The sequence below is a fragment of the Paenibacillus taichungensis genome, assembly GCF_013359905.1.
GTDB classification, from domain to species: Bacteria; Bacillota; Bacilli; order Paenibacillales; family Paenibacillaceae; genus Paenibacillus; species Paenibacillus taichungensis.
In genome coordinates this window covers 635,685-660,630 of record NZ_JABMCC010000115.1, presented here as the reverse complement: position 1 = coordinate 660,630, position 24,946 = coordinate 635,685, and the positions used below count along the sequence as shown (strand labels likewise).

Here is a 24,946-nt window from a genome sequence, read left to right as displayed (position 1 = left end):
TACGCTGCTAGATATCAGACAATGCGAGCATGTTTACTCCGTTGTATAAGCCTCTGATTCCTCATACAAATCTACTGGAAAGGCCTGTATGAAAGGTGACCAATCGCCCGTCATGTACAGATGAAGCCGATGCATAGCGCGCGTACACGCCGTATAAAGCAGTTTGCGTTCATTGTCGCGACCATAAGCTCCAGACGAAGCATCATAGACCAAGACTGCATCAAACTCAACACCTTTGGCAAGGTACACAGGGATGACCATTATACCTTTTTCGAAGTTGAACGTTTCCTTCGTAACGAGCTGCAACGCTTCGCCTCCTTGAATCTGTAACGATTCATAGGCCTTATGGCTTTCGGCGGCGGTCTTCGTAATAATAGCTATGGAATCAAAGCCCTCGGCTCTTAGCGACGCGATATCTGCCACCATTTGTGCATCCAGCTTCTCTCTGTCGTTGCTTCTCGTCAGCAGGGGCTTTAGGCCTTTTCTTTCAAAGGCTACAATTTCATCTCCGTCTAGAAGCATCGCTCTTGTAAATTCAACGATCTCCTTCGTAGAGCGATAACTGCGTACTAGGGAGAAAAGACTTGTTTCGGCTTCACCGTAGAGACGGACTAGTGGTGAATCAGCTGCGGCTAAATTAGTAGCCTGTGTGAAGATCGCTTGCCCGAAATCGCCGAGCACGGTCATACGAGCTCGGGGAAACAGCTTTTTGAGATATTCATATTGAAATGTTGAATAATCCTGACCTTCATCAACAAAGACATATTTAATTTCCGTGTTTGTCCGAACACCTTCAATCATTTCTTTTACATACAAATAGGGAGTCGCATCCTCATGGAACAACGCGTTCTGGAGCAGGCTTTCCTTGGTTTGACTGCATATCTCAGGCCATAGCGTGGGGATAAACGTAGCATTCGTTTTCTCCCGATAAGCGGCTTCGTCAACAAACAAATCGCCATATATACCTTTGATATCAACAAACGAGAATTTCTTGATACCTTTTCTTAGTGGGTTAAAACGTTCTTTCACGATCTTACGGCCGAGCAGCTCCTCTTCCTTCTGCGCGAAATCAAAATCGCCTTCATCTTCCCGACGCTTGTTGCCTATTTTCTCGCGAACTTTGGCGTACTGTTCCGCGATATCAAATACTTCCTTATCTTTATGCAACACTTCGAAGATATCCGCATACTGATCATTGTCCAGATAATTCAATTCTTCTTGTACCCACGATTCTTCACGTTCTTTGCGTTCCAGCGAAGCCAACTCTTTCAGCAGCCATTCCTGTAAGAGTACAACGCGATTTAGCAAGGGCAGGGAACGATCATAGCCGTAAAATTTGGCTCTCATTTGCTCCGCAGTAATCAAATCACGATTTCGAAACCGAATGCTGTTGAATCGCATGCCTTCCTGCCCCAGCCAGTTTCCGTAGTTCTGCAAGGCTTGCAGAAAAGCATCGGAGGCTTTATATTCAATCCCCTGAAGCCGCGCCTCATAGCCCGGAGCTCCATGCGAGGTTAGTACATATTCAATCTGATCAAAGACATCCTCCGGACGCAACGAAGAGCCGAGCCAATAGTCGAGAAATTGTTGAAAAGTAGTCTGCTGCATATTATCTTCGCCGAGCTCCGGAAGGACAGTGGAAATATAACTGCCAAACATCGGATTCGGTGAGAAAAGGACGATCTGATCAGCACTAATCGTCTGGCGGTGTTTGTATAATAAGTACGCCACCCGCTGTAAAGCTGCGGAAGTTTTACCGCTACCAGCTGCTCCTTGTACGATTAGCATTCGGCTTGTGTCATTACGGATAATGGCGTTTTGTTCCTTCTGGATGGTTGCCACGATACTTTTCATTTGTGAATCTGCACCTTTGCCGAGCACTTGCTGCAACAATTGGTCTCCAATCGTTTCGTTTGCATCAAACATATTGCGGATTTCTCCGTTATGGATCTGAAATTGCCGTTTCAGCTCCATTGTGCCATCGATTCGCCCGATCGGTGTCACATAGGACGCTACGCCAGGGGAAGAGTCGTAGTACATGCTCGCGATCGGTGTACGCCAATCATAGATCAGAAAGCTCAATCCGTCTTCGTCGACAAAAGAAGATACGCCGATATAGATCTGATCGGGGAGGGCCAGACCTTTCTCCTGAAAGTCGATGCGGCCAAAATAAGGGGACGGGAGCAAACGCTTCATGTTATTCCATTGCTGTGCCAACCGCATGTGACCCCGTTCCCGCTCGGCCAATACCGCGGACTGCTGGTTAATGGTATAGAAAGTCTCTTCGAAATCTTCGTGGGTGCTGGTATTGATCGTCACCTCTTCCCAAAAGCGCTTGCGAATTTCCGAAGCCTGGTCACGCATTCCGGCAACCTCTGGCTCCAATTCTGTGATTCTGGCCTGCAGTTTGCTTCTTACAGACTCTAGACGTTCCTGTTCCAGCTGCCAATCTTGTGTTTGCATCTCTCCGAACCACTCCTATTTTTGGGATGAAAAAGAGCATTGACAAATCAAAATTCCAGATGTAAAATTAAAGTAGGGATAAAAATAAGTACATACTTTCATTTTGTTTGTCAATGGCGCTAACGATTATATCATAGCGTTATTTTTCGTTCAATTCTTTTTTTCGAAAAAAGATGGCCTTTGAATTCATCAGGGGTTATCTTTTTTCGTGTGTATTGGGTTTCCTCTCCCTCTTTCCCTAACCGGACAAATGAAAGCACATAATGACAGGTTCTTGAATCAGTCTTCATCTATTATAGGAATCAAGGAGTGGTTAACCGTATGAACTGGATCGAATCATTACAGGCAGCTATTGCATATATGGAAGAACATTTACTCGAAAATATGACTATGGAGCAAATTGCAGCTCAAGCTCATATTTCTCCCTTTCATTTTCAACGTACGTTTGCCTTATTAACTGATGTTACGGTAGCCGAATATATCAGACGAAGACGGTTAACATTGGCAGCCAATGAACTGATACAGAGTGATCAGAAAATCATTGATCTGGCGCTCAAGTATGGTTATGACACTCCTGAATCTTTCTCCAAAGCTTTTCGTAGACAGCACGGAATTGCCCCCAGTGAAGCGCGTAAGAACATTACTTCTATCAAATCGTATAATCGTTTGGTTATTCAATTAAGTCTAAAAGGAGCAGAACCGATGAATCACAGAATTGTTGAACAAGCTGCGTTTACATTAGTAGGGATAAAGCAGGCTTTCTCTTATATCGATGGGGAAAACTTGCGAGGCATAGCCAAAATGTGGCAGGATGCGTATACGAGTGGTACAGAAGATCGTTTATTTGAATTGAATAATGGTGTAATTCAAGGATTGTTAGGTGTCTGTGTGGATCAGAACGAAATCCAGGAGAAGCAGATGGAATATTGGATTGCTACGGCTTATGATGGTGAAGTGCCTGAAGGATTATCATCCTTCACAATTCCAGCTTCTAAATGGAGTGTCTTTGAAGTTGAAGGTCCGATGCCAGAAAGTATGCAGCGTTTATGGAAGCAGATTATTTCTGAATGGTTTCCTTCCAACCCTTACGAGCATGCGGGTATACCTGAACTTGAAGTATATTCAGGACCTCACAAGCCGCCACAAATCTGGATACCGATAAAATAAAGAGAATGAGAATTATAGTATCCGTTCTTGCCCTCCATTCGGACAAGAACGGTATACATCTCCATTGAACACTTCACTTCATTTTAACGATGACCTTTCCCTTGGCACTTCCACCTTCAAGATACTGAAATGCTTGCCCGACATCCTTGAAATTATAAACCTTATCAATCACTGGTTTAATGAGACCTTCCTCCAAGTAACCCTTTATTTGCTCTAATTGCAACCCGCTTGGTTTCATAAACAGAAAATGATATTTTGCTTGGTTTTTCTTCTCAAGAGTTGTAATCCTATGGCTCACAATCGATAGCAGTGTGGTCTTTAACCAGCCTAAGTTGGCTTCTCGCCCGAATCTCGCGTTCGGCAAACCGGAAATAGATACTATTTTCCCATTCGGCTTAAGTACTTGGAAGGATTTTTCCAGCACCTCGCCTCCTATCGTGTCATACACCGCATCATATCCCGACAGTATTTCTTCAAAATTTTCTTTACGATAATTGATAATACGATCGGCACCAAGGGATTGGACCAATGCGTAACCTCTATCGCTGGCAGTAGTAGCAACATAAGCTCCCATTAATTTGGCCAACTGGATGGCGAACGTGCCAACCCCTCCTGATCCTGCGTGAATCAAAATTTTTTGGCCTTTCTGAAGGTTCAAAATTTCGTAAAAGGCTTGATATGTCGTAAGACCGACCAGTGGTATGGATGCTGCTTCTTCAAAGTTTAAGTTTTGGGGCTTCAGCGCGATGTCTTCTTCATGGACAGCAATGTATTCAGCCAAAGTTCCAATTCTGTCTTTACGCGGTCTTCCATATACCTCATCTCCAGGTTTATAAGCGTTTACCTGTTTACCCACCTTGACCACAACACCGGAAAAATCATTGCCAAGGATCAATGGCATCTTGTAATTCAGCAGGAGCTTTACCTTGCCCTCTTTTATTTTAAAATCAATCGGATTTAAGCTTGCTGCATGGATTTCCACCAATACATCATGATCTCCGATTTGAGGAATAGGCATTTCTTTCTGTATCAAGGGAACATTCTTCCCGTATTTCTCAATTACCATGGCTTGCATTTAAATCACTCCATTACGTTTAAGAGTTTAAACATATGAACATATTATATCTAACACGTTAACAAATCAAGCATAATATCGTGATATCCAGACTGGAAGCTGGGATAAGGCTTACCTCTCTTCCAGTCTAAAGTCAAAATCCATCATAATATGCGTTAAATAACATACCCTAATCTTAGGAGACAAGGACCGCTCAAATCTTTTTAATTCGGGTCAGTTAGCGGTAAACATCCTGTCAGAACTGCTCCACCGTCAGGGTGGTTACTTACCATAAGTTCGCCTCCATGTTGCTTCATCATTCGTTGTGAGATCGTTAATCCTAATCCACTGCCTCCAGTTGCACGACTTCGAGACGTTTCCCCACGATACAGAGGTTCAAAAACTCGCTCTAATTCTTCGAAAGAGAAACCAGGTCCAGTATCACGGATTGTAAACCTGATTTTCTTGCCGTCTTTACAGCATCGGACTGTTATTGCGCCACCTGATGGCGTATATCTAACGGCATTCTCCAATATATTGTTCATCGCACGCTCCAATACATACGAATCTCCGTTAATAAAACAACCGTCAGTTAATTGGTTTAAGATAGAAATATGTTTCTGCTCAGCTTGTGGACTCACACTCTCTATCGACCTTCGGAGGATCTGTGTTAAATCTAGCGTTCTTGTGTTAAGTTCACTTTCCAAGTACTCCATTTTTGTAAAAGTGAAGAGGTCCTCAACCAATCGATCCAATTGAGCGGATTTCTCTTTGCATACGGCAATATATCGGGTGACCTTCTCCGGTGACTGAGCTATTCCTTGTTCCAATCCATCCAAATACCCCCGCAAGGCAAACAACGGTGTGCGTAAATCATGTGCAACGGCTGCGGTGACAAATCTGCGTTCTTCCTCAAGCTCCACTTGTTTACGGTGGGATTGTTCAAGCCCCTTCACCATAACTTCGAATCCATCACGGACTTCGGCAATTTCCGTGATTCTGGATTTAGGTAATTGGACTTCCCAATGTCCTGCTGCAATTTGTCTGGCCGCCTTGCTCATTTTCTCAAGAGGTTTAAGAAGGAATCTTCTCATTTCAACTCCAACCACAAAGAAAGAAAGCAGCAGTCCGAAAAATGCAGCAATCATTGGAACTCCGTTGGATTTAGGCAGATAAAGAACAACCCTCCCCAGCAATTCCCCATCCTTTATGACAGAGAACTGTTCGGTCGACGAGAATCGACTGTGACGCTTCGGGCTGGAACGATATATTTCCGAATTGGACGCAGATTCAATCTCCACATCCATCTTTGCTTTGCTCAACTCAGTATGAAGTTCGTTTTGCCAACCGGTATACGTCCATTTATCCGTACCAACTTCAATCATGTGGATCATCTCAGTGAGATGTCTTTGCAGCGTATCATTTTGCTGTTGGCTTGTAGAGATGCTAAACGACTGAGTGTCCATAAAGTGAGCCGTGACAAAAAAGATCCAAGGCAATGTAAGCAAGAAGAATAAACAAAGCATAGTAAATGTACGAATACGGAGTTTTCTCATGTTACACTCCCTCAAAACGGTATCCTACTCCCCACACGTTGATGAGGAATTGTGGATGGTTTGGATCGGATTCAATTTTTTCGCGAAGCCGGCTAAGATGTACCCGAATGGTATGCCTGTCGCCTACACCTTCCCAAAACTTTGCAAGCAGTTGTTCATAGGAGAAAACCTGCCTCGGGTGCTCCGCAAATAATCGCAACAACTCATATTCTTTAGGTGTAAGCTCGACTTTTCCCCCTTCGACCAGGACTTCTCTTGCAGTCAGATTTAACTGGATGCGTCCATAATCCAAGATCTTCCTTTCCATGGGTTGCCTGGAAGTAGTGCGCCGTAACACGGCTTTCACTCTGGCAACAATTTCCCCAGGCGAAGCCGTTTTGACGATATAATCATCTCCTCCGAGCGTAAGGCCACGGATCTTGTCCACATCATCACTGCGAGCACTCAAGAAAAGGATTGGAACATTGCTGTCCCCTCGAATTCTACGGCATAGCTCAAATCCGTTTTGTCCCGGCATCATAATGTCCAGTACAATGCAATCTATGGAATGCTGTTGCAGTATGGCCCAAGCTTGTTCCGTATCACAAGCAGTCTTTACGTGAAATTGGTCATTCTCTAGAAAGTCCCTTAATAGCTCGACGATGCTCTGATCATCATCTACAACAAGTATCGTATGATACATACTCATGCTTATCCCACCTCTGCCATCTAGTTTATCATTTTTTCTTCCTTTACCAAGTCGAGACTATATTCTGTGATGATTTGTTTATCGTTTTGTGACATTTTTAGGACTTCCTTTGAGATATTCGTTTGTTACGATTCTAACTGTGAGTACGGACGACTTAAAGATAAGGGGATGGATGAAATGTTAACTGTTCAAATCGTGTTATTTGATGGCTTCGACCTATTGGATGCCGTTGCACCTTACGAAGTATTTTGCGCCGCTTCCATGCATACCGACAACGCCGTAAGAGTAGAGATGGTCACGGCTGAAGGTCCAAGACCAGTGACTAGTGGTATGAATGGTTTGACAATTGAAGCGAACAACACTCTTGACCCGGAACGTGGGGGTATCATACTTGTGCCTGGTGCAGCCGGTAATGTTGAAGGAGATGGTCCAGACTCGATTCCTGCCCTTCTTGGTAAAGCCATGAATACGGAATTGACTACAATGATCAAGACAGCTCTCGACCACAAAGACATCTTAGTCGCTACAGTCTGCGGTGGTTCCCTCTTGTTAGCTATGGGAGGACTCCTGGAAGGAAGATCTGCTGTAACACATCGTTTGGGTATGGATTTACTTGGTGCGACTGGGGCAATTTCTGTCCCGGCACGCGTAGTGGATGATGGTAATCTGGTTACTGGCGGCGGTGTGACCTCCGGGCTTGATGTTGCGTTGTATCTGGTCGAACGTGAACTGGGGCCACGTATCGCACACGAGATAGAGCAGTTGTTTGAGTATGAGCGTAGAGGAACCGTTTGGAGAGCAAAGGGCATTGCGCCCACCACTCACAAGTCGTTGACGGACAACGAACCGAACATTGTGATGAATCAAACGGTAGTGACCTCTGGCATACTGCTTAATGAGAACACTCAGACAACCGTCTTTGATGGGAATTGGGACACAACAATCGCTACACCTGTCGGTAAACTGGAGGTCAAACTCTACATAAAGACAATTTCTGATGTGATCCAGGGCACAGCAACACAAGGTAACGAAACAATCCCATTTATGAACCCTGTACTCTGCGACAACAAGTTGACCTGGAGCCTGTCAATTACTAAACCTATGCGTTTGAATCTGAAATTCGAAGTTGCCGTGGATGGAGATAAAATGAATGGAATCGCTAAGGCTGGCCTTCTTCCTGCTTCCAAATTAACAGGAAAACGAATAAACTAGCCTGGTTAGCTATGTGCACAAAAAAGAGTTTCGGGGGTTGTAGTTTGATATGAAGAAACGAGGAACGTTATACGGATGGCTGGCCTGCGTCAGTATTTTCTTTATTGTGTATGCTCTAGTGAAGAACTATTGGATAGACCCTGAAGCTTCAAGCTTTTTAAGCCATAAGACCGGTTCGAAGCGTGAGCTTCATCTTCCGATCTGGCTGAATGTCATGTACGTTCATGTTGCGTTTGCATGTTTGGCCATGGAGTCTGGATTACTCAACTTCTCTAATCGGATTTTTGAAAAGAGCCGCAGGTTCCACCGTATAAATGGTTATGTTTACATTGTGTCCGTAGCGCTTGTTGTACTGACTTCCGGTTATATGGCCCCTTACGCTACTGGAGGGAAAATAGGCAGTATCGGTTTCAATGCGCTTAATATCATCTGGCTATTCATTACGATTACCGCTCTCATTCAAATTAAACAGAAACGAATGGTTCAACACCGGAACTGGATGATTCGAAGTTATGCCTTTTGCTTCACGAACATGTTGATTCACCTCATCACTTCCCTTTTTCATCTGGGATTCGGGTTGGCTTATGTTACAAGCTACACTGTAAGTATTTATGGCTCTATTGCTTTGCTGCTAGTTATTCCAGAATTCATCATCAGAATGAACTTCAAATCAAGAACAGCCCCCGAATAATTTTTCGGAGGCTGTTCTGCATTCTAGGTTGCATCTGCCGTGAATAGTAGCTTTACTTAGTTAACATCAGCTTACAGCGGCAGTCAAACGAATCACGGTTAACTCGGGTTTTGCGAAGAAGCGCAGAGGCATTCGGGTGGTTCCGATTCCTCGATTGACATATAGCTTTAGCGGCTTGCTTTTGCCTTGCAAGGAGTATAGTCCTGCGACATATTTGTGAGCTAATGCAGTTGTAATAAGCGGTTTGATCAAAGGAATTCTGACTTGCCCACCATGGCTATGGCCGGACAGTTGCAGGTCAATCTGATATGCGCTCAATTGGTCCGCAACATCCGGTTCATGGACGAGTAGCAGGTTGAAATCCTGTTTACGGAGCGATTGCAGCGTACGCTTAACTTGCGGCTTTCCAAGCAAAAAATCATCGAGTCCGGCTATGTTTATTTTATCCCCTGTGGCAGTACGGATCGCGTGTACCTCATTGACCAATACGGTAAACCCCGCGTCCTGCATGTATTGCTTATACTTTTGGCTTCCTCCTCCCCCCCTGTCGTGATTTCCGTAAACCGCATATTTTCCGAGAGGTGCATTTATTTTCGCTAATACTCGTTGTGCTTTCTTTCTATTATCTGAGCCAAAGCGTGTGTAATGATCCATTAAATCTCCAGTAAACACTACGATATCTGGCTTCAGACGATTCATACGATCAACTAAGGATTGAAGCTGATCCACCGAATAATCGGAACCCAAGTGGGTGTCAGAAAATTGCACGATTTGAATTCCATTCATAGATACTGGCACGAATTCATTGACGATATCCAGGCGAGTTACTGCCAGAGCTTTAGGTTCAATCTCCCTTGCATAACAGCCGATCCCTAATAGAACAAGCACTAATGCAATGGTGATCTTTCTCCATTTCACTTCGTCAGGCTTTCCTTGATCTCATTCCAAATCGGATTGTCTACCGTACCGCGTAATGGCTGCTCTCCTTTTTCTATGGCATCCCAATACTTCCAGTTGGGCTTCTCACTGCCTAGTTCATAGTCCATCCCATCCCAGGTATCTTCACGAAATGCATAGAAGGCCCAATGCCATCCGTATTCATTAAAGATTGATATCAGATCCGACATGTAGCGTTCTGCACCTTGAACCATTCGATTCGTCCCGAATTCGGAAGCTATAATCCGGTTTGCAGGTATGTTATGATCGGACGCCCATTTGGCGACAGGCTCGACAAATTGTTTCAGGGCCTGATGGTTAAATTCTTTTTCCCTCTCATCATCTCCAACCTTTACGCTCCCCGGATAAGAATACGTAAATCCTTTTTTCTTGTTCTGGCTTGTCATCTCATAAGGCTCATACATATGAAAAGCATACAACACGTTAGGATCATTAATCGGTTTCAGATACGTAAAGGCCCAAGGTGTTGCGTAGAGCCCCGAATCCAAAATGATGGGAGTTGTCTGGTCTACTGTCCTGATCTCTTTGGTTATCGTGTCATAGAGTGAATTCAGATCAGCTGCGGTATGTTCCACTTTGGCATACCACTCTGAATAATCCTGCGTCCAGAAGTCATGAAAACCCGTACCCGTTTCCGGATGAGGTTCATTAATCAGGTTATAGCCTATGACGGCAGGATGATTTTTCAATCGTGCTGCAAGATCTTTCCAAAACTGAGCAGCCTGCTTGTGATATTCAGTATCATTCCAGATCCGATCATCATTCTTGGCCCCGTTAAACTGCCGCCAGCGATCTCCCGGTAAGCTAAGCACTGTAATAATCACTTTCATCCCTTTAGCCTCGGCGGCGTCCAGATCCGCTTTGAGTCGGGCAAAATCCGCTTCCACGATACCTACGTACTTATCCGAGCTGCCTATCAAAAAATCTGCGTTGATATTGGCATCTGGCTTGTCGTTAAACAAAAAATCTCGATCCTTACTCCACTTATCGGGCGCAAGCCGGACGAACTCTATGCCCTGTTCCCTGGCTGCTTCATAGTTGTCAGGAAGAGATGTGGAGTTCATAAAATTGGTCCCTTTTCGCTGTTCATTCCAGTAGCTCATTTTCTCCGAAGGGACAGCCTGCTTCTCCTCCTGACTGCTGTTCATCCCTGAAATCTCCAATGGCTTTGGAGAAGCAGAGTTAGAACTGCATCCAGCTAGTGCAACCAAAATGGCCGCCGAGAGTAAAACATTTCTTCCGATTGGCCAACTCGATTTGGCTGATATTTTCTTCATGATCAATCACCTCGATAGCCATCTTACCCGTTGTCTGTTACACCAATATGACAAAACGAGCTATTATCCAATCGGAGTTCCATCGGGCAGTTTGATATCTGGTTTTAACAGAACGACATCCCCTTTTTCGGGTATTCCTCCCAGAACCAATACTTCTGATTTGAACCCGGCTATCCGGCGTGGCGGAAAGTTGACTACCCCTATGATTTGTTTCCCGATCAGTTTCTCGGCTGCATATCTTTTAGTAATTTGTGCACTAGACCTTTTTATCCCGATCTCTTGTCCAAAATCAATCTCAAGTTTGATCGCAGGCACTTTCGCTTCTGCAAAAAACTCAGCTTTTGTAACGGTTCCGACGCGAATATCCAGTTTCAAAAAATCATCAATGGTAGCCATATATATATTCTCCTCTTCTACTTGTCTTATAGTTGTAGATGTGTAAATTCACGTCAAGTTCGAACTTCAGAAACGGTGTATCGCCAGGATTTTGCCCAAAAATATACCCCCATGCCGAGTACAGTCATCATCCCGCCTATAAACTGAAACAGAGAGATGGTCTCTCCCAGAAATACAAAGGCGAGTATGATCGCAAGAACAGGCTCTCCAATAATGCCTATAGAAAGCGTCGTTGCGCCTAAAGATTTCAATAATAGATTAATAAGAAATTGTCCAAAAATGGTTGGGATTATGGCAAGCAACAAGAAATACATCCAATCTGAAGTGTTATATCCGGTCAGGGAGATATGATTAAATAGACTGTAGATAAGCAAGACACTCCCCGCAAGAAAGAAGACAATAATGCTGTACACATTTGCATCGATTTTGTGACTGACTTTTTGTCCAGCAAGCATATATGCCGAAACCGCGATGGTACCCAATAAAGATAATCCATCTCCGATCAACGCCTCTCTAGATACTCCGATGTCACCCCATGCGATAATAACTGACCCTGCAAGAGCTGTGACCAGACATAGAATCGTAACCATGTTTGCTCGTTCCTTGAAGATGAAGTATGACCCGACCATTACAAATAAGGGCTGCAACGATAAAATGACCATGGAACTTGCAACGGAGGTATGCACCAGTGACTCCATCCAGAATAAGAAATGTAACCCGAGAAAGAGTCCGGCTAAAAATACAACACTCCAATCTTTTTTGCTCATCTTAAGGTTTCGAAGACTTTTCCAAGGAACAAAAGGAAGCATTAGTATTACGGTTATGAACAATCTGTACATCCCAGCTACAGAGGTTGGTGTCTCTGAGGACTTTATTAATATGGAAGAAATGGAGATGGACAAAATGCTGATAAAAAGCAACAGGTACGGATGAGGCGGATACAACGATTTATTCATTTTCATACTTTCTCCTTCAACATGTTCTATCCAAATTCTGTGTACAGGATTATGGTGATAAAACAAAGATTGGATATAATAATATCATCGTTAATATTTTAATTGTGTAATAATATCGCTATATTATATATAAATATCACCATTCGAAAGGACGCATTTAAATGTCAAAGCAGCTTCACGAGACGATTCTTTTCCCTGATGCTTCATTTCCTTACATTATGTACACAGCTAATTCTGAGAAAATTATTCCTGAAGGTAGAGGATTTAATGACTTGCATTGGCATGAAGAACTACAGATTACATTAGTTACTCAAGGAAGGTTGGTTATACAGGTAAACGGTGTTGATCATGAGTTATTAGCTGGTCAAGCTATCCTAATTAATAAAGGAGTCTTGCATGTTACAACACATCTGACCCACAACGGTCAATATGTGAGTTTTAATTTCCCTGAAAAGCTGTTAGCCTTCTACGCAGATAGTGCCATGGAGAAAAATTATGTTTTACCTTATACAGACTCTTCACTGGTGTCGCTGGTAATCAAGGGCGATGTAGAATGGCAACAGATTGTGCTAGATATGTTATGGGATATGAAAAAGAGATTTGATATGACAAAAAAATGGGGTTGGGAATATGAGGTTTCGATCAAAACCGTACAATTGTGGTTAATTTTGATTCATAATATTACGCTTTCCTCCGAGGAGGCGCCCAAATATGTAAAGCTTCAGCAAGAGCGCCTTCAACTCATGCTCAGCTTTATCCATCAGCAGTATTCAACGAATATTACCCTGCAAGAAATTGCTGATACAGCACATCTGAGCATCTCGGAGTGCACACGGAGTTTTAAGAAGACCATTCATATGACACCGTATGATTACTTAATTAAGTACCGGATCAAAAAGAGCATGGAGCTATTAATTTCAACCGATTATACAGTAACTGAAATAGCTCATAGGGTTGGTTTTAACCATGTAAATAACTTCATTCAGTCTTTCAAAAAACATCAAAACCAAACGCCTAAAAGTTTTCGGAACTCGAGTAATGAGATCAAACAACAAAGAAAGAATTAGTCTGTTTTCTATGTTGTTCTGTTCAAAAAAACCAATCCGCTTTCCGGATTGGTTTTTCTTCTTACATTACTTAAATCCAACATTAAGTCCATATACCGGATGAGGTACATACGGTTCTTCCAAGCATGCTATTTCTTCTGATGTTAACGCAATCGATATAGCTTCAGCTGCATTTTCGAGATGGGATGTCTTCGTAGCGCCAATAATCGGAGCTGTAACCGGATTCTTGTGCAGCAGCCAGGCAAGAGCGATTTGTACCCGGGGAACGCCGCGTTTTTCAGCGATTTCTGCTACCTGCTCTACCACCAATCGATCGGTGCTGGCTGTCGCATCGTATTTGGCCTTTTGAACCTGATCCGTTTCGGAACGTTGTGTTGTTTCCTGCCAATCTCTGGTCAACCGGCCAGAAGCAAGTGGGCTGTAAGGAATTACTCCGATTTTCTCTTCCTGACAAAGAGGTATCATTTCCCTTTCCTCTTCACGGTAGATCAGGTTATAGTGGTTCTGCATCGATACAAAGCGAGTCCATCCATTTCTCTCGGCGACATGCAAAGCCTTTTGGAATTGCCATGCTGACATGGCAGAAGCACCAATATATCTTGCCTTCCCTGCCTTCACCACATCATGTAATGCTTCCATGGTCTCTTCAATAGGGGTATGGTTGTCCCAGCGGTGAATTTGATATAGATCCACATAGTCCGTTCCCAGCCTCTTGAGGCTCTTGTCGATCTCACTCATAATTGCCTTTCGAGAAAGTCCGGCGCCATTCGGACCGTCATGCATGCGGGAAAACACTTTTGTTGCAAGGACAATTTCATCTCGATTAGCGTAGTCCTTAAGAGCCCGACCGAGAATCTCCTCACTTGTTCCGCCAGCATATACGTTTGCTGTATCAAAGAAATTAATGCCTAGCTCCAACGCTTTCTGAATGACGGGACGACTATTCTCTTCATTCAACACCCATTGATGAAAACCACGTCCTGGTTCACCAAATCCCATGCAGCCAAGGCAAAGCCGAGATACATCCATGCCTGTATTTCCTAATTTCACATATTCCATTGGTTAATCCTCCTCAGACATTTAGGTTGAGACAACGTTGTAACGCATGTGTCAAGAATAACAAGAAAATAGATGCATTTCTTTGCTGCTAAGCTCATTGGATTTGTTTATTTAGCTCATTTGTCTCGAATAAGGAAAAAGCGTTTCACGATATTTTATCGCGAAGCGCTTTACACAAAAGTTGCACATAGTCACTTGTTATTAGAGTATGGACAGAATATGCTGGCCCTATTTAATCTTTTCCTCGCTTCGTTTGCATTGCTGTCTAAACTCCGAGGGCGGAAGCCCGAACTGTAGCTTAAACACTTTGGAAAAATGGGCAACGTTTTCGAAACCTGTTGAGAAACAGACGTCGGTGACGGACAGAGACGTCTCGGCCAACAGTTTCTTGGCTTTGTCCAGCCTCTGATTACGAATCCACTTCAAGGGTGAAGTGTGGTATAGCGTCTGAAAATCCCTCTTGAAGGTAGACAGGCTCCTGCCGGACAAATAAGCCAAATCGCTTATGGAGATGGGATTCGTTATATTCTCCTCCATTATTTTGCCGAAGTTACTGTTTTGATTATGATTCGGTTGCAGTAGTTGATGTAAGAATTGTTCATTGGCTTGCGCCAGATGAAACAGAAGTTCCATGAATTTAAGCCGGACAAGTCCATCTTGTACCTTGTCTGGATGTTCGAAATAGGGTTTCAATGACGCTATGAACGAGCTAGTGAGTTCATTGACCGGAATAATGGACACCGGAGTGATTTCATTCACGCTATTTGTCTGTTTGAAGCCAGAAAACTGAACAAACTCTTCGAGCATACTTTCATTCAGGAAAAACATCATATAATCCAGCATAAATTCAGAGCCGGGTTCACCCGACTTTATGTAATCAATACGAATCGATTTGTGAAGAAACACCATTTCATCACTGCGCACAGTGTACTCCTGATCCTTGAATCGGACCGTATACACACCCGATATAACGAACAACAACATGTGATCTTTCAGAAAAAATGAACCTGTTGTCCCCTGTGTATGCAAACAGAATTGAATAACGGATAACCCATTCTGTTTTAAGCTTCCTTGCTTGTCTGGTGCACGTTCCATCTCTTGTGGTGCCTTGATTATCTTTCCGTTTCTCATGGACATGGATAGTCCCGCCTTTTTAGCTTTTAATAATAGAATAACAGGAAACATTAATGAGTGCTTTGTTATGAAGCTCATAAAGTTTGTCCATTTAGACCAAACATCATCCAGAGTACGGATAAAACCTGATAAAACTTTCTACTTACCTATCTAAACCGAGGGGAATCGCGTAGAATTGAAAGGGTTCCGCATTACATTTTTTATATACTCGAATGGAGGCCATGTGTCATCAGAAGACGTTTTACGATTCAAAATAAAATACTATCATTAACTGTTTTTATGAGTACAGCTTTACTGATTTTTGTACTTGTTATGCATTCCAGAATTAATGCGCTTCAGGAGGAAACAAACGTAATTACGCATCAGGATCGCGAAATCACCAATCTGACCAATCAAATGGAGAAAAATATTTTGGATATGGAAACGGGGCAGAGAGGCTATGTCATTACTGGCAATGACAAATATTTGGAACCTTATCTGTCAGGTCGTATAGAATTGCAGAACAACTATGACAAACTATTGTCATGGAGTACGGAAGATTCAACACAAGCCAATCGTCTTGCTAACCTGAAAACGAATGTTGATCATTGGATTACTTCATCAAGTGAACCATTGATTGCTCTTAAACGGGAGGGTCGGGATCGGGATGTTCTGACGCAATATCAAACGGATGACGGCATCAATCAGATGGATCAAATTCGCTCTCAAATCAGCGAGTACCGTACAAGCATGACTGCAAACACAGATCAATTAATTGCCAGACAGGCAGAACGAAACACATTATTGATTGAACTTCTCTATCTCATTTGGGGACTCATTGCGGTTGTGACGATATCAGCCGCCTGGTTAATGTCGCGGACAATTTCCCAACCAATACGGAATATTACGGAGAGTATATTGGGTTTAACGTCATCCAGAAACCTGATGAGCCGAATCACCATCACATCCAATGATGAAATTAGTGATTTGGGACATGTCACGAATGAATTGCTTAGCTCTCAGCAGGAACGAATCGAACTGCAGGAACACACAAATAACATGATGTCAAAATATCAGGGAATCCATGAGATTGAATCTCTAAGCGACATTTTCCTAAGTAATATGGCAGATAAGCTTCATTATCCCTATGCAGCACTCTATGTACGTCAAGAGGAGAATGCACAGGATCTGATGATTCGAACTGCTGTTTTTGCAGGTGATGCCCAATTAAATATTCGTACCTCTTTCCAGATGGGAGAAGGGCTGGTGGGACAGTGTGCCAAGGAAGCCAAACTTATGGAATTCCATCAGCTACCCGAGAATTATGTCCAGGTCTTTTCTTCTCTGGGTTCCGCTCCTCCCCATTCGCTATTACTGTTTCCCATCTGTTTCCTGGGTGAAGTACTTGCTGTTGCGGAAATTGCTGCCTTCTCACCATTAACACCCATTCAAATCTCTTATGTGGAGGCGATTACAGAGGATTTTGGGGCTGCGATCAACAGCACTCTAAATACAATGAAAATTGAATCCTTGTTGACAGAGTCCCAACGAATGAATGAGGAGCTGCAGGTGTACACGGAAGAATTACAGACACAATCTGAGGAGCTTCAGATGCAAGCTGAATCATTGCAAGTACTAAACGGCAAGCTGGAGGAACGACAGCTCATTGCGGACGAAAAAACAGTTGAGGCACAACGTGCCCAAGCTGAATTGATTACCTATGCGGAAATACTTGAACGAAGCACCCGTTATAAGTCGGAATTTTTGGCCAACATGTCACATGAACTTCGTACACCACTGAACGGCATCTTATTATTATCTGAATTTCTCAAAGAAAATAATTCCGAATCACTGACAACAGATGAATTGGAATATGCACAGGCCATACACTCATCCGGTGAGGATTTGCTAAAGCTGATCAATGACATTCTGGATTTGTCTAAAGTGGAGGCGGGCAAATTAAATATTGAGGCAGAAGCCGTCAATGTTACTGAGATTCCGGAAAGTGTGATGCAATACTTTGGTGAGATTGCCCGTGAAAAACATGTTGATCTTCAGGTTCACGTTGAAGACAGTGTACCGGATATGATCTTTACGGATGCTCAGAGATTAAGGCAAATTATCAATAACCTGTTATCCAATGCTTTAAAATTCACCTCTCAGGGGTCTGTTCAACTTGAGATTAGAATGGCCAATGAGGAAGAATTACTGGAAACGGAACGGCTGACAGAAGAGGCATTTTTGGCGTTTTCCGTTCAAGATACCGGGATTGGAATTTCGGAAGATAAACAATCCATTATATTCGAGGCATTCCAGCAGGCTGAAAAAAACACGGAACGTCACTACGGAGGAACAGGCTTGGGGCTTTCTATCACGAAAGAGCTGTCTATGTTGTTAGGTGGACATATCGTTGTGGAGAGTGAACTTGGACGTGGAAGTACTTTTACCGTTTATTTACCTGTTCAATACAACCCTTTCTCTCAGCATGAGCAACCCATCACAAAGGATCAGGTCTCCGATGACTGGGAAATATCCGAAAGTTTACGGATAGCAGCCACAGCAGAATCAGTTCCCTCGGTAGAATACGATATATTAAAGGACAAACACGTTTTGCTTGTGGATGACGATGATCGGAATTTGTTTGCCTTAAGCAAGGTTCTAAAAGCACAAGGCCTGAAGGTTTCCATAGCTAAAAATGGCGAACAAGCCTTGCTGGAACTGAAGCAATCCTCGGCTATAGATCTGATTTTAATGGATATTATGATGCCAGTTATGGATGGTTATGAAGCAATCCAACAGATCAGGCTGATGGAAGAATATCAAAATCTGCCGATTATTGCTTTGACGGCACGGGCTATGAGTGAAGATCGCAAGAGGATTATTAACGCAGGAGCCACAGAGTATATGAGCAAACCAATCAACATGGAACATCTATTAGTAATCATGAGAATGTTGCTTTCAAATAAAAGTTAACAACGAAGAGACCCACTTCTCCTTACTGAGGTTGGGTCTCTTTGAGTCTATTTTCATTCAGAAAGGATCATCTGCGAAACAGAGTCTCGCTCGACACACTGTATATTGATCCTATAAGTAGACTCAACAGCTTCTCCTTTTAACATTTGAATGAGTACATGTCCAGCAAAGGAGCCTGCATCTGTTTTGGGTTGTCGAAAAGTCGTAAGAGGTGGATTTAAGTATTCGGTTACATGTATGTTATCAAATCCAATAATGGATAGATCTTCGGGTATGGAAACCTGGTGTTCTTTAAATGCCTCTAAGCCACCAATGGCCATTTCATCATTCGCAAAAAAGACTGCCGTTGGAAGCTCTCCCTCCATTAGCAACTTTGCTGCGTTGTAGCCACCTGTTTTCAGAAATTGGCCGCCAAGTCTCCAATTCTCATTTTCTTCCACCCCAGCTTCATGCATAGCTCTCAGATAACCCTGATATCGCATCAGATTACAATCCGAATTTAAAGGTCCACTAATGTAGGCTATTGCGCGGTGACCTTTATCCAGAAGGAAACGGGTTGCCATATACCCCCCCTGCTCATCATCCATCAGAACATTTACAATATGCTCACTATGGAGTTCCCGGTCCATCACAACAATAGGAAATCCCGTTTCAGCAGCCTGCAACAACAACTCATCTTCAATATTTTCAGCGATTACAATCACGCCGTCCAGCCTTCTCTCTCTGATAAAGCGTGCGGCTGTCGATCGCTCTCCGCCTAAAGAACTGCATACGATCAGATCATATCCCTGACTTATGGCGCTGGATTCAATTCCACTCACCAAGTCGGAAAAATAGGGGACGGACATATCATGAACAATAACACCAATCGTTTGTGTGTTTTTTCGCTTTAATTCGGATGCGGCTCCGTGCTTGATGTAATTAAGCTCACTTGCTGCTGCAAGTACTTTCTGTCTTGTGTGCTCACTTACATGTTTTTTGCCGTTGAGTACATAGGACACGGTTGAACTCGCGACACCCGCTAACTTTGCTACGTCTTTAATCGTTATCATTAAATACTCCCCAAGAAGACTGTTATTGGTTCACTGACATATAAACTTTTTATATCTTTCACCGCATTTTAACACAGTCATCTTGGGAAATGCACAAAAAGATAATACAATAATCATACTGTAATTTCAGAATATATTATCGATCAGGTCCAAATACAAGATTGGCAGATTGTTTGGCTTGCTCAATAACCTCCATCACCTTCTCGCTATGCTCAAGCATAGCTGTGACTTTCTCCAAATCTTGTTCACGAATCATACGCTCGAATTCAACAAACTCGTCATACATGCGATGAGGATGATCCTTAACATCTACCCGAATCGGCGTTTCCTTATGAAGCTCAAGATCAAAGGATTCACATTTGTTGGTCGAGCTCGTCATATGGATATACCCTCTATTGCCCTGGATGTTCGTTGCATTGGGGGCTGTGCTGTCTTTGGAACCAATGCACACACACTTGAACTCACCGTAGTCCAAAAGCAACATACCTGAAGTGTCTATTCCGCGTTCCATGTTGGCCCAGTATTCCACCTTCTTCGGACTCCCGAAAAGCCCTACGACCAGATGAATATTATACAAATTAATATCCATCAAGGCTCCACCAGACATTTCCGGATTAAATGCCGGCAGCACTTCTCCAGCCTGAAAAGCCTCATAGCGGGATGAATATTGGGAATAGTTACACTCCACAATTTTGATGTCACCCAGTTTGTGCAGATTCTCCTTCATAGACAAATAGTTCTTCAAATATTGGTTTGTGATGGCTTCAACCAACACCAGCTGTTTTTGCCGTGCAATCTCTTTAAGTTCAAGAAATTCTTGCAAATTGGAAGTGAACGGCTTCTCACAGATAACATGTTTGCCGCCTAATAACGCTTCTTTGGCATATGCATAATGAAGATGATTTGGTAGTCCGATATAGATCGTATCCACTTCATCATTTGCAATCATATCGCTGTACTCCGAATATATTTGTGCAATACCATACTCTTCTTGCAGAGTTAGCAATTTATCCTGATGACCAGGTCTGGAACATATGGCCTCTAACGTAATCGCAGGAATTTCATGAATAAAGCTCAATAGATCCCTTACAATCATTCCGGCTCCGACAATTCCGAGTTTCATATTAGTTACACTCCTCCATACCTTTTTCCAATATTTCCATAACCGCGATCGTTTCTTTGTCTTGAATCACTTTTTCTTTGCCATGGTTGATGGCTTCATAGATATCGTCATACACTCTTGCATAATCGCCTTGTTCAGAGATCACTTTTTCTTCATGGTATATTCCTGCGTCATCCAGGTACGTCAGTACGCCATAGTGCTGAGGCAAATCCTTACCAAAATCGGGATGTCCCTCAGGAAGGTAAAATAACTTCAGATGTTCCTCTTGACGATCCTCAGTTTGTTTTACGAATACTCCCTTTTTGCCGTATACTATAAAACTCGGGCGGGGCTTTAAGCGGAAAAAGCTAGATTTGACTGATACTTTCAGCGAAGCGTAATAAAAGTCCAGATCGAAATAATCATTCATTCTGCCAGGCCCCAGCAATTGACGGACATCGTAATGTATCTTGTCCGGTTGCCCGAAATAGGATAATACTTGATCAATGGTGTGAACACCGTGCCCGTATAAATAACTTTTGCATTTGGAAAAATGGGTGGTAGCATTCGGGATCTCCGGTCGATAATAATCGTAATGCATCTCCACTTCCAGCAAATCGCCAAGCTTTCCTGACTCAATCACTTTCTTAGTCGTCAGAAAATCCGAATCATATCGTCGGTTCTGATAACATTGAATCAAGAGATTTTTTTCTTTGGCGTATTGGAAAATGGATTCGGCTTCTTCCTTGGTCAGCATAAAAGGTTTTTCAACAAGTACATGCTTTCCGTAATCGAGTGCCTTCTTTGCATACTCATAATGAGATTCGGTGTGTGTACATACCACTACTAACTGAATGTCATCGTCATTCATAAAAGCTGCAAGATCATCTGTATACAGAACACCAGGAACTTTCTCCCACTCCGTTTTCTCCGGATGACGGGCGTATATCGTTTTTACTTTCAAATGATCCCGATTCAATGAAAAAGGAAGATGATAACGATTTGTACTTTTGCCATTGCCAATGTAACCGATGGTTAACATATGAATTCCCCCTTAGGCTCTTTTTTGTTTATTATAGAAGAAGAAAATCCTCCGGAGGAGCTTTGAAGAAATTACGGTACATTTGATCAATGTTTTGTAATTCTGATGCCCTCTTTTTAAACAAAATGTTTACTGGACGCTCTACATCAACGTTATTTCAATGAATCCGGGGTGAACCTGTTGAAAATATTGACCCAATTAACAGACATGAACCACTTTACACCAAATGAAAAAAGCATCGCTTCTTATATTCTGACTCATAAGGAGCTAATGCTTCATTTGAATATTCAAGAGCTTGCCAAAGCTACATACACGTCACATTCTGCCATCAATCGCTTAACTCATAAGCTTGGACTTTCAGGGTTTAAGGAGTTCAGTATTAAGCTTGCCCGAGAGTTTCAGCAGGATGCTCAGAACATCTCCAATATCGATCCCAATTATCCGTTCGCTCTTGGCGAATCTTCACTCCAGGTGGCAAAAGATATAGCTGAACTAATGAAAGAAACGATTGAGAAAAACTTTGCTTTTATGGATGAAGCCTCTCTAACAGAAGCAGCCCATTTGCTTGATCAGGCGAAACGAATCTTCATCTATGGGTTGGGGGATTCTCAGATTCGCGCGAAGAGCTTTCAGAATAAATTGATTAAAATCAATAAATACGTCGTGATCACAACAGAGCTATCTGAATGGGCCTACCACACCATAAATCTTACCCCACAGGATTGCGCCATTTTTTTGACCTATCATGAAAAATCGCCCATTTTCCTAAAGGCAGCCCAACATTTCTCGCGTGCAAAAATTCCATTTATTACGATTACCGCGAATCATCAAAGTGAGTTGGCCAAGATGAGTACGATCTGTATCCAGGTGCCGAATGACGAAACAAAACATGCAAAGATCGGTACGTTTTCATCACAAATTGCCTTTGATTACGTATTAAACGTGATATATTCCTGTATCTTTCAAATTGACTACGCCAATAACATGCAAATGACTACTTATTCGTTGAAGAATTTCAATTTGGATGAGTGATATAAAAATAATCAACGCACTTGAAGAATTGTTCTTGCGTTGATTATTTTTTTCTATTGCAAAATGAACCTCGTGTCATTATTATAAAAATGACACGAGGTTCATTTTGATGAAAAGGGAAGGAAGTGGTGAAATGTCACCCAAACTAACAGATACTCAAAAAGAACGGAGAAATCTGCAAATACTTGAAGCAGCCAAACGGGTGTTTACCGAAAAGGGTTATGGTGCAGCGACGTTAAAGGATATCATTCAGGAAACTGGAATGAGTCGGGGCTGGATTTACTTGTATTATCAGACCAAAGAGGATATTTTCGAAGCATTACTGGATTATCAGGATGCCGATTATGAACAGTATATCAATCAGCTAATGGATTCCTCTTCCTCCATATGGGAAATGGTGACTACGATTTACTCCCAGCAGTTGCAAGAACTCCATCGTTCTCCCCACGGAGGATTGATGCCAGCGTTCTATGAGTACTTTCTGGTCGGGTGGCGCGAAGAGCCACGCCGCGAGCTGCTTCTTGAACGATATGAAAAGGGAATCGCACAGTTTGCGGAGCTGCTTCGATTCGGTGTGGAACGTGAAGAGTTCTCACCTGTCATGAACATTATGGATATATCCAGACTCGCAGCTTCCTTTCAGGAGGGGATTATGACTCACTACATTGCCATTGGTCCTGAAAAAGCAAATACTCGAATGCAGTATGAAGCCTTGATGCTTTATTTGAAGAATCTGCTCCATCCAGTATCGATCAAAGAAACGTAAGATTAGGGGGAAAAGGAATGAAGTCGCTTTTTCGTAATCCAACGTTCTGTAAGCTTTTCATTGCGACTTTTGCGTCACAGCTAGGAACCGTGATTGGAAATATGGCATTCGCCTTTTATTTGGTAGACAGGTACAGTGAGCGCCCATCACTCGCTACGATGGCAGAGCTGATGTATTCATTGCCCACTTTGACTGTGTTCTGGATCGTTGGTGTCATCGCTGACCGATTCGACCGCAAGCATATTGCCGCCTACAGTGACTGGATCAGGGCAGGCCTTACCCTGCTGCTGCTATTATTTGTTCATTATGACATGCTGTTCTTCTGCTTTTTGATGCTCTTCTTACGCAGCTCGATATCCAAATTTTTTGGTCCAGCAGAAATGGGATTGCTGCAAGGCAGCATTGATCAGGATCAATACGTTCAGGCCTCCGGCCTCAATCAAATGATCATGGGGATGTTCATGCTCTTTGGCATGAGCTTAGGAGCAGGGGCCTATCATTTTATCGGCATTAAAGGTGCCTTTATCATCGACTGTGTCAGTTTCCTGATCTCCGGTCTTCTGTTAGCCTGGGGAGATTTCCCCGAACGTGCCCGTATCCCCAACGGAAGAACCTCTATTCGGGAACTACGGCTATCACTTCTTTTTAAGGATTTCTGGCATGGCCTTCGGTATATTTCCGAAAATCGATTGCTTCTCGTACTGATTAGTGGATTTCTTTTTTTCGGTATTGTAAACGGTGTTTTCTCTGTACTCCCCATCTTCACCATGAAATACAAGCTAAGCCCCGACAATTACGTCGTTCATTCTTCGCTCATTACTGTCTTTATGGGGATCGGCTTTCTGATAGGCAGTATCATTGCTCCTCACTTCATCCGGCGCTTCACAAGAACTCCAATTTTGATATCGGGGCTATTCATTTCTAGCCTGCTCATCGGAGGACTTGGAACAACCGTGCGGATCGAAGTCTATCTTGTTCTCATCCTGTTGGCGGGAATCACCATAGCTCCCATTAACATTGCGCTTGGCAGTTGGATGCCAGAGCTTGTTCCCCCACAAAATATGGGCCGAGTTAATTCATTAATCGAGCCAATTATGATGCTTGGGCACTCACTGGCTCTGGGAGGTATCGCCCTTACCTTTCCATTCTGGTTATCGGTCACCTGGCTGCATTACATGCTGGCATTCTGCACGATCGCTGTCAGCTTTTTCTATCTAAGATTCCTGCCCTCCCTGGTTCGTAACCAATTGGTTTATTCAACGGGCGAGAAGGCCATTGCAGATGGAAAAGAAGCCTAAACAAGATTCACCTGAGTGAACACCT

21 protein-coding genes are annotated in these 24,946 nt (G+C 43.0%); 8 read left to right on the top strand and 13 right to left on the bottom strand.

What is annotated here, in order from left to right; genetic code table 11:
• Positions 1-33 precede the first annotated feature (33 nt).
• Positions 34-2,463, bottom strand: a complete 2,430-nt coding sequence (helD, locus tag HP548_RS22110; protein WP_175382865.1) for an RNA polymerase recycling motor HelD — start codon at positions 2,461-2,463, stop codon at positions 34-36.
• Between the two features lie 321 nt (positions 2,464-2,784).
• Here helD and HP548_RS22105 point away from each other — a divergent pair, with 321 nt between their 5' ends.
• Complete coding sequence (locus HP548_RS22105; RefSeq protein WP_175382864.1) at positions 2,785-3,630, top strand: AraC family transcriptional regulator; 846 nt, start codon at positions 2,785-2,787, stop codon at positions 3,628-3,630.
• Between the two features lie 73 nt (positions 3,631-3,703).
• On the opposite strand, the gene HP548_RS22100 is transcribed toward HP548_RS22105, so the two are convergent.
• From HP548_RS22100 to HP548_RS22090, 3 genes are all read right to left on the bottom strand, one after another.
• On the bottom strand, positions 3,704-4,705 hold the full coding sequence (locus HP548_RS22100) for an NADP-dependent oxidoreductase (protein WP_175382863.1): 1,002 nt from the start codon (positions 4,703-4,705) through the stop codon (positions 3,704-3,706).
• Positions 4,706-4,908: 203 nt separating this feature from the next.
• A complete protein-coding gene (locus HP548_RS22095; RefSeq protein ID WP_175382862.1) occupies positions 4,909-6,240 on the bottom strand; it encodes a sensor histidine kinase in 1,332 nt (443 codons plus the stop codon).
• 1 nt (position 6,241) lies between these two features.
• Positions 6,242-6,928 carry a response regulator transcription factor gene (locus tag HP548_RS22090; protein ID WP_076288593.1) on the bottom strand — a complete coding sequence of 229 codons (687 nt, stop codon included), beginning with the start codon at positions 6,926-6,928 and terminating at the stop codon, positions 6,242-6,244.
• A gap of 177 nt (positions 6,929-7,105) precedes the next feature.
• On the opposite strand from HP548_RS22090, the gene HP548_RS22085 reads away from it, so the two are divergent.
• Complete coding sequence (locus HP548_RS22085; protein ID WP_175382861.1) at positions 7,106-8,140, top strand: DJ-1/PfpI family protein; 1,035 nt, start codon at positions 7,106-7,108, stop codon at positions 8,138-8,140.
• Between the two features lie 49 nt (positions 8,141-8,189).
• Entirely contained in the window at positions 8,190-8,831 is a 642-nt protein-coding gene (locus tag HP548_RS22080) for a DUF2306 domain-containing protein (protein ID WP_175382860.1), read from the top strand.
• A 66-nt stretch (positions 8,832-8,897) separates the two neighbouring features.
• On the opposite strand, the gene HP548_RS22075 is transcribed toward HP548_RS22080, so the two are convergent.
• The 4 genes from HP548_RS22075 to HP548_RS22060 form a co-directional block, all read right to left on the bottom strand.
• Positions 8,898-9,749, bottom strand: coding sequence for a metallophosphoesterase (locus tag HP548_RS22075; protein ID WP_175382859.1), 852 nt, complete (start codon positions 9,747-9,749; stop codon positions 8,898-8,900).
• Positions 9,746-10,936, bottom strand: a complete 1,191-nt coding sequence (locus HP548_RS22070) for a glycoside hydrolase family 5 protein (RefSeq protein WP_175382980.1) — start codon at positions 10,934-10,936, stop codon at positions 9,746-9,748. The genes HP548_RS22075 and HP548_RS22070 overlap by 4 nt, the downstream gene beginning before the upstream one ends.
• 192 nt (positions 10,937-11,128) lie before the next feature.
• The gene (csaA, locus tag HP548_RS22065; protein WP_175382858.1) at positions 11,129-11,461 is read right to left on the bottom strand and encodes a chaperone CsaA; all 333 of its coding nucleotides are present in this window, start codon (positions 11,459-11,461) and stop codon (positions 11,129-11,131) included.
• Between the two features lie 53 nt (positions 11,462-11,514).
• Complete coding sequence (locus HP548_RS22060; protein WP_175382857.1) at positions 11,515-12,423, bottom strand: DMT family transporter; 909 nt, start codon at positions 12,421-12,423, stop codon at positions 11,515-11,517.
• A gap of 155 nt (positions 12,424-12,578) precedes the next feature.
• Between HP548_RS22060 and HP548_RS22055 the strand changes: the two genes are divergently transcribed.
• Entirely contained in the window at positions 12,579-13,484 is a 906-nt protein-coding gene (locus HP548_RS22055) for an AraC family transcriptional regulator (protein WP_099854058.1), read from the top strand.
• 66 nt (positions 13,485-13,550) lie between these two features.
• On the opposite strand, the gene HP548_RS22050 is transcribed toward HP548_RS22055, so the two are convergent.
• Complete coding sequence (locus HP548_RS22050; protein WP_175382856.1) at positions 13,551-14,543, bottom strand: aldo/keto reductase; 993 nt, start codon at positions 14,541-14,543, stop codon at positions 13,551-13,553.
• A gap of 228 nt (positions 14,544-14,771) precedes the next feature.
• Entirely contained in the window at positions 14,772-15,680 is a 909-nt protein-coding gene (locus tag HP548_RS22045; RefSeq protein WP_175382855.1) for an AraC family transcriptional regulator, read from the bottom strand.
• A gap of 276 nt (positions 15,681-15,956) precedes the next feature.
• Here HP548_RS22045 and HP548_RS22040 point away from each other — a divergent pair, with 276 nt between their 5' ends.
• The gene (locus tag HP548_RS22040; protein WP_175382854.1) at positions 15,957-18,629 is read left to right on the top strand and encodes a CHASE3 domain-containing protein; all 2,673 of its coding nucleotides are present in this window, start codon (positions 15,957-15,959) and stop codon (positions 18,627-18,629) included.
• A 53-nt stretch (positions 18,630-18,682) separates the two neighbouring features.
• On the opposite strand, the gene HP548_RS22035 is transcribed toward HP548_RS22040, so the two are convergent.
• From HP548_RS22035 to HP548_RS22025, 3 genes are all read right to left on the bottom strand, one after another.
• Positions 18,683-19,681 (bottom strand): LacI family DNA-binding transcriptional regulator, encoded by a 999-nt coding sequence (locus HP548_RS22035; RefSeq protein ID WP_175382853.1) that lies wholly within the window; start codon positions 19,679-19,681, stop codon positions 18,683-18,685.
• 136 nt (positions 19,682-19,817) lie between these two features.
• The gene (locus tag HP548_RS22030; protein WP_175382852.1) at positions 19,818-20,804 is read right to left on the bottom strand and encodes a Gfo/Idh/MocA family protein; all 987 of its coding nucleotides are present in this window, start codon (positions 20,802-20,804) and stop codon (positions 19,818-19,820) included.
• 1 nt (position 20,805) lies between these two features.
• Complete coding sequence (locus HP548_RS22025; RefSeq protein WP_175382851.1) at positions 20,806-21,825, bottom strand: Gfo/Idh/MocA family oxidoreductase; 1,020 nt, start codon at positions 21,823-21,825, stop codon at positions 20,806-20,808.
• Positions 21,826-22,005: 180 nt separating this feature from the next.
• Between HP548_RS22025 and HP548_RS22020 the strand changes: the two genes are divergently transcribed.
• The 3 genes from HP548_RS22020 (at position 22,006) to HP548_RS22010 (ending at position 24,921) form a co-directional block, all read left to right on the top strand.
• Positions 22,006-22,857, top strand: coding sequence for a MurR/RpiR family transcriptional regulator (locus tag HP548_RS22020; protein ID WP_175382850.1), 852 nt, complete (start codon positions 22,006-22,008; stop codon positions 22,855-22,857).
• Positions 22,858-22,990: 133 nt separating this feature from the next.
• On the top strand, positions 22,991-23,623 hold the full coding sequence (locus HP548_RS22015; RefSeq protein WP_175382849.1) for a TetR family transcriptional regulator: 633 nt from the start codon (positions 22,991-22,993) through the stop codon (positions 23,621-23,623).
• Positions 23,624-23,640: 17 nt separating this feature from the next.
• Complete coding sequence (locus tag HP548_RS22010) at positions 23,641-24,921, top strand: MFS transporter (protein ID WP_175382848.1); 1,281 nt, start codon at positions 23,641-23,643, stop codon at positions 24,919-24,921.
• Positions 24,922-24,946: the final 25 nt, after the last annotated feature.